At 63.3% G+C, this 14,381-nt stretch carries 15 protein-coding genes; 4 read left to right on the plus strand and 11 right to left on the minus strand.

The genetic code is table 11. From position 1 onward, the window contains the following. The 5 genes from ACSSVY_RS18605 to ACSSVY_RS18625 form a co-directional block, all read right to left on the minus strand. The coding region (locus tag ACSSVY_RS18605) for a hypothetical protein (RefSeq protein ID WP_454271237.1) at positions 1 to 245 on the minus strand (245 nt) is incomplete at its 3' end. After that, on the minus strand, positions 235 to 513 hold the full coding sequence (locus ACSSVY_RS18610) for a type IV secretion system protein VirB3 (RefSeq protein ID WP_045682577.1): 279 nt from the start codon (positions 511 to 513) through the stop codon (positions 235 to 237). The genes ACSSVY_RS18610 and ACSSVY_RS18605, both read right to left, overlap by 11 nt. 9 nt (positions 514 to 522) lie before the next feature. Continuing rightward, the gene (locus ACSSVY_RS18615; protein WP_028095512.1) at positions 523 to 813 is read right to left on the minus strand and encodes a TrbC/VirB2 family protein; all 291 of its coding nucleotides are present in this window, start codon (positions 811 to 813) and stop codon (positions 523 to 525) included. After that, entirely contained in the window at positions 810 to 1,586 is a 777-nt protein-coding gene (locus ACSSVY_RS18620) for a lytic transglycosylase domain-containing protein (RefSeq protein ID WP_454271318.1), read from the minus strand. Before ACSSVY_RS18620 ends, ACSSVY_RS18615 begins: the two co-directional genes overlap by 4 nt. Beyond that, positions 1,534 to 1,899 carry a hypothetical protein gene (locus ACSSVY_RS18625; RefSeq protein WP_454271240.1) on the minus strand — a complete coding sequence of 122 codons (366 nt, stop codon included), beginning with the start codon at positions 1,897 to 1,899 and terminating at the stop codon, positions 1,534 to 1,536. Before ACSSVY_RS18625 ends, ACSSVY_RS18620 begins: the two co-directional genes overlap by 53 nt. 189 nt (positions 1,900 to 2,088) lie before the next feature. On the opposite strand from ACSSVY_RS18625, the gene ACSSVY_RS18630 reads away from it, so the two are divergent. Continuing rightward, a complete protein-coding gene (locus tag ACSSVY_RS18630) occupies positions 2,089 to 2,364 on the plus strand; it encodes a hypothetical protein (protein ID WP_454271241.1) in 276 nt (91 codons plus the stop codon). Positions 2,365 to 2,431: 67 nt separating this feature from the next. On the opposite strand, the gene ACSSVY_RS18635 is transcribed toward ACSSVY_RS18630, so the two are convergent. Further along, complete coding sequence (locus tag ACSSVY_RS18635; RefSeq protein ID WP_454271243.1) at positions 2,432 to 3,628, minus strand: Fic family protein; 1,197 nt, start codon at positions 3,626 to 3,628, stop codon at positions 2,432 to 2,434. Between the two features lie 300 nt (positions 3,629 to 3,928). On the opposite strand from ACSSVY_RS18635, the gene ACSSVY_RS18640 reads away from it, so the two are divergent. Both ACSSVY_RS18640 and ACSSVY_RS18645 read left to right on the plus strand, forming a co-directional pair. Then, the gene (locus ACSSVY_RS18640) at positions 3,929 to 4,585 is read left to right on the plus strand and encodes a hypothetical protein (protein WP_454271245.1); all 657 of its coding nucleotides are present in this window, start codon (positions 3,929 to 3,931) and stop codon (positions 4,583 to 4,585) included. A 238-nt stretch (positions 4,586 to 4,823) separates the two neighbouring features. Then, positions 4,824 to 5,666, plus strand: coding sequence for a hypothetical protein (locus ACSSVY_RS18645; protein WP_454271246.1), 843 nt, complete (start codon positions 4,824 to 4,826; stop codon positions 5,664 to 5,666). A 70-nt stretch (positions 5,667 to 5,736) separates the two neighbouring features. Here the strand turns inward: ACSSVY_RS18645 and ACSSVY_RS18650 are convergent, their stop codons facing one another. The 5 genes from ACSSVY_RS18650 to ACSSVY_RS18670 all read right to left on the minus strand — a co-directional run bounded on the left by ACSSVY_RS18650 (position 5,737) and on the right by ACSSVY_RS18670 (position 12,022). After that, a complete protein-coding gene (locus ACSSVY_RS18650) occupies positions 5,737 to 8,910 on the minus strand; it encodes an efflux RND transporter permease subunit (RefSeq protein ID WP_454271247.1) in 3,174 nt (1,057 codons plus the stop codon). Continuing rightward, positions 8,907 to 10,370: an efflux RND transporter periplasmic adaptor subunit gene (locus ACSSVY_RS18655; RefSeq protein WP_454271250.1), complete on the minus strand. Its 1,464-nt coding sequence runs from the start codon at positions 10,368 to 10,370 to the stop codon at positions 8,907 to 8,909. Before ACSSVY_RS18655 ends, ACSSVY_RS18650 begins: the two co-directional genes overlap by 4 nt. Further along, complete coding sequence (locus ACSSVY_RS18660) at positions 10,367 to 10,762, minus strand: FixH family protein (RefSeq protein ID WP_454271251.1); 396 nt, start codon at positions 10,760 to 10,762, stop codon at positions 10,367 to 10,369. The genes ACSSVY_RS18655 and ACSSVY_RS18660 overlap by 4 nt, the downstream gene beginning before the upstream one ends. Before the next feature lie 487 nt (positions 10,763 to 11,249). After that, entirely contained in the window at positions 11,250 to 11,585 is a 336-nt protein-coding gene (locus ACSSVY_RS18665; RefSeq protein WP_454271252.1) for a YnfA family protein, read from the minus strand. After that, positions 11,582 to 12,022, minus strand: coding sequence for a MerR family transcriptional regulator (locus ACSSVY_RS18670; RefSeq protein ID WP_454271254.1), 441 nt, complete (start codon positions 12,020 to 12,022; stop codon positions 11,582 to 11,584). Before ACSSVY_RS18670 ends, ACSSVY_RS18665 begins: the two co-directional genes overlap by 4 nt. Positions 12,023 to 12,111: 89 nt before the next feature. Between ACSSVY_RS18670 and ACSSVY_RS18675 the strand changes: the two genes are divergently transcribed. Further along, positions 12,112 to 14,379: a heavy metal translocating P-type ATPase gene (locus ACSSVY_RS18675; protein WP_454271256.1), complete on the plus strand. Its 2,268-nt coding sequence runs from the start codon at positions 12,112 to 12,114 to the stop codon at positions 14,377 to 14,379. Positions 14,380 to 14,381 lie beyond the last annotated feature (2 nt).

Here is a 14,381-nt window from a genome sequence, read left to right on the forward strand (position 1 = left end):
CCTGCGCGCCAAGTTCGAGCAATGGCATCCGGCGTTGAAGCCTTCGTCCGAAACCGAAATGGCTGCATGATTGCCCCACACTTTACGGTACTCTCCTTGCCGCGCGTCCGGATCGTCCGGTCGGTCACAAGGCTGACGTAAGGCAGCATGGAAGAGAGCCGCTTCTCGCCTTTGACCCATGCCGGCAGCGCGGTCACCGGGTCGATGGCGTTCTCAACCTCATCGGCAATTCCATCACGGGGCATAGCTGTCGCCCCCGTGAAGCTTGCGGTTCGCCGTGGGCGGGGTTTCCTGCAAGGTGATCACCAGGACATCGAGGAAGTTCGGATCCCAGTCCGCGGCCTTCCAGAGCGCCGGCCAGGCCAGCCCCGCGAAGACGGCCACCACCCAGCTCTGCACCCAGAGGAACAGGAGCGTCGAGCCGAAGAGCCAGACCATGGCGTACATGATCGGCAAGCCCATCAGCTTGGGCGGCCTCAGAAGGCCGATGAACACGCGGGATTGGTCGGACATCGGTTTTGCTCAGGTCGTCCAGATGGCGGCGACGATGGTGGGCGCCGCGGCGATGCCTGCGATCGCGACTACGACCCAGAGCGCCTGACGGAAATCCAAGATTCCGAAGAGCCAGGACAGAAACACGCCGATCAGCGCGAGCGTGCCGATCACGATGCCCAAGGGGCCGGTGATCGCGTCGACGATGCCCTGTAGCAGCGTCTGCACGGGCGAGAGGTCGATGCTTTGGGCCAGCGCCGGGCCCGCCAGCACGATAAGGGCCATCGCGCCGAGCGCGACAAAGGAAGATTTGGACGTCACGACAGGTCTCCTCTCAGCCGCTGGAACACGGCTGTCACACGGGCCACATGGCCTTGGGTTTCTCGAAAGGGGGGAATGCCGCCATGGCGGGTGACCGCATGGGGACCGGCATTGTAGGCAGCGAGCGCCAGCGCGGGATCGCCAAACTGCTCAAGCATCATCAGAAGGTAACGGGCCGAGCCGTCGAGGTTCTGAGCAAGGTCGTGCGGGTCAACGCCGAGATCGCGCGCGGTGTCGGGCATCAGTTGCCCAAGCCCGATTGCCCCGACCGGGCTCAGAGCGCCAGGATTGTAGGCGCTCTCGACCTCGATATTAGCGCGGTAGAACAGCGCCCAATCACTGACCGACAGGCCCGCCTGACGAAGGGCGTCATGACTGCCGTAACGCAAGGCGGTGGTCTCGATGGCATGGAGGATTTCGAGTGAGGCGCGGACGGCGCGCGGGGCGACCGCTGCGGCAGCCGTCACATCGCTCAGGGGACCATCATCCCCGCGGGACTGCGGTGCTGCAAAGAGAAAGAGACGATCTGGAAGGAGCCCAGTCTGGGCATCGTCTTCGCCGGTGAGCGAGCGCAGAGTGCTCGTGCTCTCGGCGGTGTCGATCAGTCGGCCATCAGGGCTGACCTGGAAGATGAAACCATCGGCCCCAGTTTGTGCAAGGAGGGCCGGGGGTGCTGAACAAACACCTGTACCCAGTGCAACGACGAGCGCAAACGCGCGGTCAGTTGTCCTTGACCAAAACCGGGCCGGTCCTCGGTTCGGACGTGCGCCCAGGTGCTGCGTGACGCTCACGGGCGCCTTCAACGAGCGGGATGCTGGCGGTCGTGCAGCCCATGTCGGCAAGGAAGCTGACAAGGCCGACGATTGTCTTGAAATCGCGCAGCTTGAGGACGCTGCGGCTGGTGACGAGCATCTTGTCGTCGCGCCCATCCGGGGCAACGGCCCGGATGACCCAGGCGCCGTACCAGCTGTTGTGGCGCTTCTCGGCCCCTTCCTTGCAGACCACCTCGATGAGGTAGCCTTCAGCAAGGAGGCCGCGCAGTCCATCTTCTGTAACCACATTCGGGGCTTCTTCTATCATGGCCATCCGCTTCAGGTCCTTTTCTGCTTGGGTGCAGTCTCGGGCCCACGGAGTCGCAACACCGCGGGCGATACAAGACAACATGAACGATAGCAAGACAATTAAAACGACTTGACGAAGATCGCCTTGCTTCGATAACGGTGATATCTGACAAACTTGTGATCTTAAAGGCGGCAAAGGAGTTTTGCCCTGCACATGACCTGTGCGCGCAACATCCCCCTGGTGCTGCTGATCACCGTGCTCGTGGTGAGTGGTCCGGCCCATGCCTGCATCCCGCCGGAGCGGCCGTTCCTGCCCGCGTCACGCGAAGACATGCGCGCCTACGCGGATCTGATCCGAGGGGATTTCGAGGCCTACATCGCCGATGTGCAGGAGTACTTCCGCTGCATCGACGATGAACGCGCGCGGGCTTTTATTGAGGCCAGGGAGGTGAGCGAGGACTACGGGCGGTTCGTGGACGCCGTGGAATAGTAGACTTCCTCTCTACCGGACCACCACGAAGATGGGCCGCGCTGCGCCTATTGCGCGCCCGCGAACCTCAGCCCTTGCGGTCGGGAAACAGCCCCGGCATCCACCGCCCAGCATACTTGGCAGGGAAGGCCAGTCTCAGCGGCGCACGGGTCGATTCTGACGACAGAGCACCAGCTTCCAAAAGCGCTGATGTTACCCGTCGCGCAGTGCGGTCGCTGGTGCCAAGGATGGTCTCGACCTCTCCGCGCTCGATCTGCCCCTGATAGAGCACAGCCTTCAGCACGGTATCGGCTTTTGGTGGCAGCGCTCCAGCACGCATCTCTTCTTCTGCCCAGATCAGGACGCGGTCGCGCAGCCGGTCCGGTCGCATCAGGCTTTCCATGAACTCTACCTGGTCAACGCAGATGCGCAGGAAGAACTGCGCGAAGGAGGCAAGAGCGGCCTCGCTGAGCGTGCCTCGTCCGTCACGATCGCCGCGGCGGGGGCCGTCACACGCGGCGAGGTGTTCCTTGTAGGCTGCCTCGTGTCCCGCAAGCCCGCGCGCCACAGACCACAGTCCCCGCGTATCTAGGGTATTGCGCAGCATTGCGTAGGACATGAGGCGGGCAACGCGACCATTCCCATCAAGGAAGGGGTGCACCCAGAGAAGCCTGTGATGGGCACAAGCCGCGGCTAGGATCGGCTCGATCCTGCCGGGAAGGCTGTAGGCTTTGTGCATTCGCTCCAGAAAGCGGAGAACAGCACCAGGGCTGATGGCGACATGGCGCCCGACTTCAACGTATCGGGTGCGCAGTTCGCCGGGTACTACCGGGATCTTTTCACCTGTCTTTGGGCTTTCGACGAAGAGAAGCTCGGGCGGCAAAAGCTCACAAAACCGGCGATGCAGTTCGATGACCGACGCGGGCGCTGTTGGTGGTTCGGCCATGCCATCTTCGTCGATCCATTTCTGAACGGCGATATGCGCCTTCGCTTCTAGCTGAAGGTTTCGCCTCGATGGATCGGCACTGAAGTCGTTCCGCATCGCTCGTTCGATGTCGACGGGATGGGTGTCATGCCCTTCGATGAGGTTGCTGTAGTAACAGTTCATCGACCGCACGAGATCGGCAAGCGCCTCGGCCATTGAAGCGGGCAAGCTGCTGCGGAAGCCTGCGGACTTCTCCGCCAACTCAAGCACGAGATCATTCAAGCCTGCGCGGGCGGGAGAGCCCTCCGAGACCATGAGTGGCTCGAACAGGCCTACCGTTTCTCCATCGTCGCGAACCATCGAATGACCTTCTCCTTGGCCGCTTCACTGGCCGTGCGAACTTCCATCAAAAATGATGTTTATCATAGTATTGCGTAACAAGATACGGAGAACGCGCCCTGCGACTTGGCCGCTTCACTGGCCGCTTGCGCGTGGATCGTGGTTGCAACTGCCCAATCAGTACGTCGAAGCGAAATCAGGTTTTGGGCGGGCATCTGCGACCACCGTCTGGGGACAACATCGCAACCGAAGCGCTGAAATTGTATTGATATCGGTAGTGTTGTTTTGTATCGCAGCACCATTATAGCGGGAGTCAGCGTCATGAAGCACAGCGTCCGGACCGCGGCGGCAGCCGCGGCAATCACCGTATCTAGCCTTGTCGGGTCGGTCGAGCCAGCGCAGGCCTATCAGGTCGACTGCGCCATCTTGCTTTGCCTGGCAGGTGGCTGGCCGGCATCCGCACCCTGTGCCCATGCACGCGCGGTCTTCATCCGTCGGATTACGCCTTGGCCGATCGAACCGCCCTTGCAGATCTGGCGCTGCCCGATGGGGGCGTCGTTCAACGCCCCTGCCCCGCTTTCGCCAATGGAGCGTCTGTACGACATCGATTTCCGGGACGGGCCTCCGCTGAGTGTCCCGCAAGATCTCCTGCCTCTGGTCCGGGTCCAGTCTGACGAACGCGCTGACGTCGACATCTCGGGTGATGCCTTCGACTTCGTCCGCAGCATCCGCGTGTTTCACATCCAGTTCAGCCAGCGCCGGAACCGAGACGGCGACTGCATCACCTCGGACTCCACGCGCCTCGGCTCCTACGGGGTCCAAGGCGACTATCACTGGACCCGGTCCAGCGTCGCCCAGGTGCCGCCCGCCTCCGATCTGCCCAACACCGGACACTGCAACTGGGTGAGTTATCGCTCGGTCTTCGTCGACTGGCGCGATCATGAAGGCAACTACGGCTTCGAAGAGGTCCGCTACTGAACCCGGCCGGGCCTCCATCGGGCAGGCCCGCCACAAACTCACCTTGCACCGGAGACTGTGCACCGAACTCAAAAAGGGAAACGACGCCAGACCGAAAAGCCTGACGCCGTGCTAGAAGAACCCGTGAACAAGGATCTTCTAGCGCACTGTCCGAACCTCTGCAACCAGCAAAGTTGTTTTGCTTGCAAGAATGTTGTTTGCTCTCGGCATGGGGTCGTCTCTCGAGGAGACACCGACCATGGAACCCACAACCGGCTTGATCCTTCGACGGATCACACAGACAGAGCTGTCCGTATCCGCCCACAAGCTGGCAACAGTCATCCTCGACGCCATCGCGTGGAAGGAGGGCTTCAACGGGCTATCGCGTGGGACGGCCGCTTTCACGCTCGCGGGCCTCGCGTCCAAGATGAACATTTCGCGCCAGTACCTGACCGAACTGCTGGCGGAACTCGAGGCGTCCGAACTGGAGCTGAGGCGAGAGAAGCCAAACGGCAAGTTCGCGCCCTGGCTCTTCCGTTTTGCGGCCTTTGACGCAGCGGGGGATGATCAGGATGTTGAGTCAGGCACAGGCGACACATCACTATCTAGAGATAAAGATAACAAAACTGTATTCTCAGGGCAAATCACTATTGTCGCGGGTTCGAACGTCTTCCAAACCTGTTGGTCGGAGCTGATCAAAGCTGCGAAGAAGGCCCTGCCCTGCTGGAACGTCGACACGCAGGTGATCTGGGACCGCTTCCTAGCCTTCAACCGGACGCGAGGAAACGACAAGGTTCCGGCCGGTTTTCTGCTCGGTTTCATGCGTCGCTGGCGAACCGCACCCGGCACGGTGAACCGACAGAAGCCAGAGGCCACGCCGGCGCCGGCGCCTGATCCACGAGACCAGGAGCTGCACAACCAGATCAAGGCTGCACCGAGTTCGAACCGGCAGTTTCACGCGTCTGACTTGTGTCGCCTCATCGGGCAATCTGCCTATGAAGCGCGTATCCATGACGTCATCCGGCAGTTCGCATGCCCCAGATTCACGGCGACGCTCGCGGTGCATGGGCGAGCTGTGTTAGCGGGCGAGATAGCACGATGACCCTGTCTTGGCGCGTAGCCTGCAAAACGCGCCTGTTTGAACCCTGCCCATCACCCGAGGTCTACAGTTTTCATCCGAGTCTGGACCGACCGCCTGATTCCACGAAACTATCATCAGATGCTTTGACCGCTGCCTGCGCCAGCCCCCGCCCCTTGATCAGTGCATAGACCGCGGGGATGACGACCAGCGTCAGGATGGTGGACGACACCATTCCGCCGATCATCGGGACGGCGATGCGGCTCATCACCTCGGACCCGGTGCCGGTGGCCCAGAGGATTGGCATCAGCCCGACAATGACAGTGGTCACCGTCATCATCTTCGGGCGCAGCCGTTCGACCGCACCGACCACGATCGCGGCGTTTAGGTCATCGCGGGTGAAGGGACGCTTGTCGCTTGCGGCTTTGGCCCGGGCTTCGCTCAAAGCGTGATCGAGGTAGATCAGCATGATCACTCCGGTTTCCGCTGCGAGACCCGCCAGCGCGATGAAGCCCACGGCTACTGCGACAGACAGGTTGAACCCCATGGCCCACATCAGCCAAACGCCGCCGACCAGCGCAAAGGGCAGCGACAGCATCACGATGAGGGTTTCCGTCATCCTGCGGAAGTTGAGGTAGAGCAGCAGGAAGATCACCGCCAGCGTGATCGGCACCACGACGGCAAGCCGCGCCTTGGCACGCTCATAGTACTCGAACTGTCCGCTCCACCCCAGAGAATAGCCGGGCGGCAGGGTCACTTCGCCCGCAACTGCCGCCTGCGCTTCGGCGACATAGCCGCCAAGATCCCGGCCCGCGATGTCGACAAAGATGTAGACGGCCAGCTGCCCGTTCTCGGTGCGGATGGACGTGGCACCCCGCGTGCGTTCCACCGTGGCGACCTCGCCCAAAGGCACTGTGCCGCCACCGGGCAAGGCCACCTGCACCTCGCGCGCGATGGCGTCGGGGTCCTGCCGCAGAGCCGCCGGATAGCGCAGCGCCACGTTATAGCGCTCTCGCCCCTCCACCGTCTGTGTGATCGCCTGCGCACCAAGTGCCATGCCGATCACCTCCTGCACGTCCGCAATCGACAGGCCATAGCGCGCCAGCCGTTCGCGGTCAGGCACGATGTCAAGGTAATAGCCGCCGATCACCCGCTCGGCATAGGCGCTGGTGGTGCCGGGCACATTGCGCAGCACTGCCTCCACCTGCCGCGCGACGGCCTCCATCTCGGTCAGGTCAGTACCATAAACCTTGACCCCGACCGGCGTACGGATGCCGGTCGCCAGCATGTCGATGCGGGCGCGGATCGGCTGGGTCCAGGCGTTCGACACACCGGGGAATTGCAGCGCGGCGTCCATTTCCAATCGCAGACTTTCCATCGTGACGCCGGGGCGCCATTCGTCGCGCGGTCTCAACTGAATGATCGTCTCGAACATCTCGGTCGGAGCTGGGTCGGTTGCCGTGAGCGCCCGGCCCGCCTTGCCGAACACGGTTTCAACCTCGGGGAAGGTGCGGATGATGCGGTCCTGCATCTGCATCAGTTCCGCCGCTTTGGTGACGGACAGGCCCGGAAGGGTGGTGGGCATATACATCATCGTGCCCTCGTCCAGTGCGGGCATGAACTCAGACCCCAACTGCCGCGCGGGCCATACGGTGGCAAACAGCGCCGCAAGCGCCAGCACCAGAGTCAGGACTCGCGCCTTCAACACCCACGTGATGACGGGACGATAGGCGGCCATCAGCACGCGATTCACCGGGTTGCGGTGCTCTGCCACGATCTTTCCCCGCACGAAGATCACCATCAGCGCGGGCACCAGCGTGACCGACAGAAGCGCCGCCGCCGCCATGGCAAAGGTCTTGGTGGCGGCAAGAGGACCGAACAACCGCCCCTCCTGCCCTTCCAGCGCGAAGATCGGCAGGAAAGACACGGTGATGATCAGCAGGCTGAAGAACAGCGCCGGGCCAACCTCGGAGGCGGCCTCGATCAGCACCTCAAGCCGTGGCTTGCCGGGCGCGGCCCTTTCAAGGTGTTTGTGCGCGTTCTCGACCATCACGATGGCGGCGTCGATCATGGCGCCGATGGCGATAGCGATGCCGCCCAAGCTCATGATGTTTGCCCCCATACCAAGCGCCCGCATGGCGATGAAGGCCATCAAGAGGCCCACCGGCAGCATGATGATCGCCACCAGCGATGACCGGACATGCAGTAGGAACAGGAAGGTGACCGCCGCGACCACCAGCATTTCCTCGATCAGCGTGGTGCGCAGCGTCTTGATCGCCGACAGGATCAGGTCGGACCGGTCGTAGACGGTCACGATCTCTACCCCCTCGGGCAGGCTTTGCGCGATGGTCTCGATCTCGGCCTTGGCATTGTCGATCACGTCAAGCGCATTGGCGCCCACGCGTTGCAGCACGATGCCGCTCGCCACCTCGCCCTCGCCGTCAAGCTCTGCGATGCCCCGACGCTCATCGGGCACAATCTCGACCCGCGCCACGTCGCGCAAGAGGACCGGCACGCCCCCTTCGGCACGGATCGGCACCATCTCCAGATCGGCAATGCCGTCCAGATAGCCACGCCCGCGCACCATGAACTCGAATTCGGAAAGCTCAACCGTGCGCCCGCCGGTGTCCATGTTGCTGGCCGCAACCGCGCGGCCGATGTCAGACAGTGTGATGCCAAGCGCCCGCATCCGCACCGGATCAACGGTGATCGAATATTGCTTGACGAAGCCGCCGACACTGGCGACCTCGGACACGCCATCCGCCCGGCTTATGCCAAAGCGCATCACCCAGTCCTGCAAGGACCGCAGTTCGGCCAGGCTCAGGTTCTCGCCCTTCAGCGCGTATTGATAGACCCAACCCACGCCCGTTGCATCCGGCCCAAGCGCGGGCGTCACCCCGTCCGGCAAACGTGCGGCGGCGGCGTTGAGGTATTCCAGCACGCGCGACCGCGCCCAATAGGGGTCCACGTCATCCTCGAAGATGATGTAGACAAACGAGATGCCGAAGAATGAGAACCCCCGCACGACCCGCGACTGCGGCACGGTCAGCATGGCCGAAGTCAGCGGATAGGTAACCTGATCCTCGACCACCTGCGGCGCTTGCCCGGGATATTCGGTCAGCACGATCACCTGCACATCCGACAGGTCGGGGATGGCGTCGATCGGCAAGGTGCGCAGCGACCACAGACCCGCCGCCACGGTAAAGACGGTGGCAAACAGAACCAGCAGCACATTGCGGGCCGACCATTCGATGATGCGGGCGATCATGGGTTGGCCTCCGGGGTGGATTCAGGCGCAACCAACGCAGCAAGGGCCGCGTTGAGGTTGCTTTCGGCGTCGATCAGGAAGGTGGCGGCGCTGACCACCATGTCACCCGCCACCACGCCGCTGACGATCTCGATCATGCCGCCGCCCCGGCGGCCCACGGTCACCGGTTCAGGCCGGAACCGCCCCTCGCCCAGATCGAGGATCACCACTTGCCGGTCGCCGGTGTCGATCACGGCCCCTTCGGGCACTTGCACCACGGGCGCACCCGCCAACATGATCTCGACATCGGCGAACATGTTGGCACGCAGGCGCCCGTCCGGGTTCGGCAGTTCTATCCGCAGCTTGCCGGTGCGGGTCATCATGTCCAGTTCGGGGTAGATGGTGTCGATCCGGCCCGCCATCGGTTCCCCGCCAAGGCCCCGGAAACTCACCCGAACCTCTGCACCAATGGCAATCTCCATCAATGCGGATTCGGGCACTTCGGCGATCACCCAGACAGTCGAGGTGTCGGCAATGCGAAACAGGGTCTCGCCCGCCTCCGACATCATGCCTTCGACCGCCATCCTTTCCAGCACCACGCCGCCGCGCGGCGCCATGATCGGGATGCTGACCGTTGTCTGGCCCTCGGTCGCGATACGGTCGATCACCTCACCCGGCACGCCAAGGTTTTCCAGCCGTTGCCGCGCGCCTTCCCGTAACCGCCCTTCCGACCGCACGTCGGTCAGGAACTGTGCAAGGGCGGCGGCAATCTCGGGCGAATACAGCGTTACCAGCGGCGCGCCTTCGGTGACCGTGCTGCCAGTGGTCACATCGGCAACGGATTCAATGAAGGCGTCGGCGCGCAGCGAAATCACGCTGATACGGCGTTCGTCCAGTTCCACGAGTCCCGGCGCGCGCAATGTCGCCGCCAGGGGCGCCAGCACCGCTTCCGCCGTCCGCACCCCGGTGCGCTGCAACTTTCCAGGGCTGACGGTGACGGACCCGTCGTCGCTGCCTTCGCCGTCATAGACGGGAATGTAGTCCATCCCCATCGAGTCCTGCTTCGGCACCGGCGAGGTGTCGGGCAGGCCCATCGGATTGCGGTAGTAAAGGATGGTCCGTTCACCTGTCTCCGCCATGGCCGTTTGTGCAGCGGGCTCGGGAGCAGGGCCCAGCGTGAGATCCTGGCTGGCCTGGACAGGCAGGAAGGCCCGCCCATCCGCCGTCTGCCGTTCGGTCGCCGACCATTCGGGCAACCCGTCTGGATGCCTCCAATAGATCACCGGACCGGTAGGCTCTGCTTGTGGGGCATCGGCACCCGGCATGGCGACGGCGTCATTGCCCATCAACACGGCAAGCTGCCTCTCGGCCATGCCCACCAGGCTGGCCACGGTGATCCCCTTTTCGCCAGCGGTCAGCCCGACCCATCCGGCTGTTCCCGCGACAAGGGCTGCGGCTGTCAGCTTGCCAAAGGCGCTCATGGCTCGGCTCGCAGTTCCAGCTCTGCCTTTACGGTGTCTGGTTCACCCTGCACTTTGGCCGCCACCGAAAACCGCCACCCCCCCGCCATGGTGAGATCCGTGCTGAACAGGTAAGTGCCTGGAGCTTCGGTCGGCAATGCAGTGACGGGTGATGTCATCGTCTCCATCCCGTCGGGGGCCATGTCCATACGAGTGGCATAGATGACCGCGCCCTCAACCGGCTGGCCGGTGCGAAGGTCAGTCAGACGAAGTTCAATCGTCACCCCTGATCCGACACGGTGGTCCGTCGAGACGATTTCGAAAAGGTAGTCGTCTGCACCTGCCCACAGGGCAGATACGCCGATGAGAAGTGCCAGAACGGAGCCGCAGATGCGGCGGAACATATGTGTCATGAGGAAGACCCTTTGATTGCAGCGATAGCGCACCCGCGAAGCCAATTGGCGCAGGTGCAAACGGCATCATCCGCGTGCGCACGCACGCGGCAGGGTCAAACGCGGGGAGGTCGCCTCAAGCCATCCGGTGCAAGCCCGGAGGGTGGATGCCTGTCAGGCAGCATCAGGACTGCAGCGGAGTCCCGGCCAGCAAAAGAAAGCCCGGGGACTTGCACCAGCGCGAGCATTGTCGTTCCGCCACGCGCCATCATTTCGCAGGCGACGCCGCATGCCATGTCATCAGGGCAATCGCCCTCGCAGCAAGGGTCGGCAGCTGCCGCAATCTCTGCCGCAAGTCCCGCTGATACCTCACTGACTGTGGCCCCGAACAGGGACACAGCCAAAAGCACTGCTAAAAAGGGACGGACTATCCACGACATTCAGAATGCATGACATGAGAAGAAAAAATCGGCAACGCACATCCGGTTGAACGGAGTGCAGTTGAAGCTCATGCTGCCCGGGGCGCAAAGAGGATAATTGCCGCGCCAAGCACACAGATCGCGGCACCGGTCATGTCCCACGCATCCGGGCGTTGCTTCTCGACAATCCAAAGCCAGCAAAGCGAAGCGGCAATATAAACACCGCCATAGGCCGCATAGGCGCGCCCCGCGAAATCCGATGGCGCGAGAGTAAGCAGCCAGGCAAAGACCGCAAGGCTGAGGATCCCAGGAACCAGCCAGAGCGGGCTCGCTCCTTGCCGCATCCAAGCCCATACCGCAAAGCAACCGGCGATCTCGGCAAGAGCGGCGCCGGCGTAGATGGCGAGCGTTGCGGGTGCTGTCATTGCGTCGCCTCTGTCTCCGGATGCCGATGATCGGTCGCACAAAGCGAATGGTCGCCCAGAACTTCGATGACGCGGCAATCGGCAATCTTGCCACCCGCACATTGAACGACCATGCGCTCGAGTTCGGCCTTCAGCGCGGTCAGTCGCGCAAGGCGGCTTTCGACTTCGATCAGTTGCGACCTTGCGATGGCGTCGGCGGCAGCGCAGGAGTGGTCCGGTCTGTCCGATAGGCTGAGGAGATCGCGGATGGCTTCCAGCGTGAAGCCCAGATCGCGCGCATGCCGGATGAACGCCAGACGCTCCATCGCCTTGCGTCCATAGAGCCGCTGATTGCCCGCGCTGCGTTCGGCTTCTGGGAGCAGGCCGATCTGCTCGTAGTAGCGGATCGTCGGAACCTTCACCCCGGCGGCCTCGCCCAGTTTTCCGATGGTCAGCATCAGATTCCCCTTGAAGCTATAGTTGCTAGAGACATTAGGTTCCTGATTCGATGAAGGCAACTGCCCGCTTCTGGGCAGGAGGGAATACGATGACAGGTTCAACAAGCGAAACATCCTGCGACTGGACCGTGTCCGGCATGGACTGCGGGTCATGTGCGACCAAGATCAAGGATGCGGTGGCGCGGCTTCCCGGCGTCAGCGGTGTAGAGGTTGCGATCATGTCGGAACGTCTGCGTTTGACGCTTGATGAGGCGCAGACCGGGCGCGACAAGGTCGAGAAGACCGTGCGAGCCCTTGGCTACGGGATCGAGCCCCGCAAGGCGGGCGCGAAGAAGGACTTCGTTCTGCCCGGCGCCGCCCCCGTGGCCGAACCTGAGGACGCTGCGGGCCACGACCACGGCCGGGCAGCGATGGCCAGTGCAAATACCGACGACAGCGGGCACGGCAGCCCCGGCCATGTCCATGACGACCCCGCAGATCGCGGCAAGCGCTGGTATCAGACGGGTAAGGGCAAGCTTGTCATCTTCACCGCGCTTCTGCTGGGGGCCGCGTGGATCATCGAGTATCTTGCACCCGAGATCGGCAAATGGGCCTTTGTCGCGGCTTGTCTGATCGGCGTGGCCCCGGTGGCGCAGCGTGCCTTTGCGGCGCTCCGGATGGGTCAGCCATTTACCATCGAGAGCCTGATGACCATAGCCGCCATCGGTGCGCTGTTCATCAATGCGGCCGAGGAGGCGGCGCTCGTGGTCTTTCTCTTCGCCGTGGGCGAGGTGCTGGAAGGCGTGGCCGCAGGCAAGGCACGCGACGGGATCCGGGCGCTGGCGAACCTTGTCCCGAAGACCGCGCAACTGGTCACCGGCGACACAACGCGTGAGGTGCCGGCTGCCAGCCTGACCATCGGCCAGACCGTCCTTGTCCGCCCCGGCGACCGGATTCCGGCCGATGGCGAGATCATGGACGGCACCTCGGGGGTGGATGAAAGCCCGGTCACTGGCGAAAGCGTGCCCAAGTCGCGCGGGCCGGGAGATGCCGTCTTTGCAGGCGCAATCAACACCGAGGCGGCGCTGCGGGTAAAGGTCACCAAGGGCGCGGAAGACAACACCATCGCGCGCATCATCCGCCTGGTCGAAGAGGCCGAGGAGGCCCGCGCGCCGACCGAGCGCTTCATCGACCGCTTCAGCCGCTGGTACATGCCCGCCATTGTCGCGGTTGCCGCGCTGGTGATCGTGGTGCCGCCGCTGGCCTTTGGTCAGCCTTGGAATACGTGGATTTACCGCGGCCTCGCGCTCCTCTTGATCGGTTGCCCCTGCGCGCTGGTCATCTCGGTGCCCGCCTCCATCGCTTCGGCCATGTCCGCCGGGGCGCGCCGCGGGCTCTTGATGAAGGGCGGCGCTGTGATCGAGGCGGCGGCGAAGGTGGATGTCGTGACCTTCGACAAGACCGGGACGCTGACGCATGGCCGCCCGCAGGTGACGGATGTGGTGCCGTTCGGGTCCACGACCGAGGCCGAGCTTCTGGCCGTTGCTGCGGGCGTCGAAACAGGATCGAGCCACCCGCTGGCGATTGCGATCCTGAACAAGGCGAAGGACGCGGGCGTTTCCGCGCTGCCCGCGCAAGACGCCAAAGCGCTGATGGGCAAAGGCGTTGTTGCAATCGTGGGCGGCGCTGCGGCCTATGTGTCCTCACCCCGTTACGCGATGGAAAACGGCGGGCTCGATGGTCTTGGCCTGCGGCAGGCCACGATCTTTGAAGAGGACGGCAAGACCGCCGTCGCCGTGTTCCGCGAAAAGACCCCGCTGGGCCTGATCGCCATGCGGGACGAGCCGCGTGCGGATGCCAAAGACGCGGTGCGCCAGTTGACTGCCATGGGGGTGACATCGGTGATCCTGACCGGGGACAACCCGCGCACGGCCGCCGCGATTGCCGGAAGCCTCGGGTTGAAGTTCGAAGCCGACATGATGCCCGAGGACAAGCTCGCCTACATCCGCGAGATCGGCTCCAAAGGCGGAGTCATGATGATCGGCGACGGCATCAACGACGCGCCCGCGCTGAAGCAAGCATCGGTCGGCGTGGCCATGGGATCAGGCACCGATGTAGCTTTGGAAACCGCCGATGCGGCGATCCTGCGCGACCGGGTGACTGACATTCCTGCAATGATCCGCCTGTCGCGCGCGGCAATGGCCAACATCCGCCAGAACGTGACCATCGCTTTGGGGCTGAAGGCCGTGTTCCTCGTGACCTCGGTCCTCGGTCTTACCGGCCTATGGATCGCAATTCTCGCCGACACCGGTGCAACCGTGCTTGTGACGCTGAACGCCCTGCGCCTGCTGCGGTTCAACCCTGAACGCGAGGCGTAATC

It is taken from the genome of Roseovarius sp. MBR-51 (assembly GCF_053628575.1).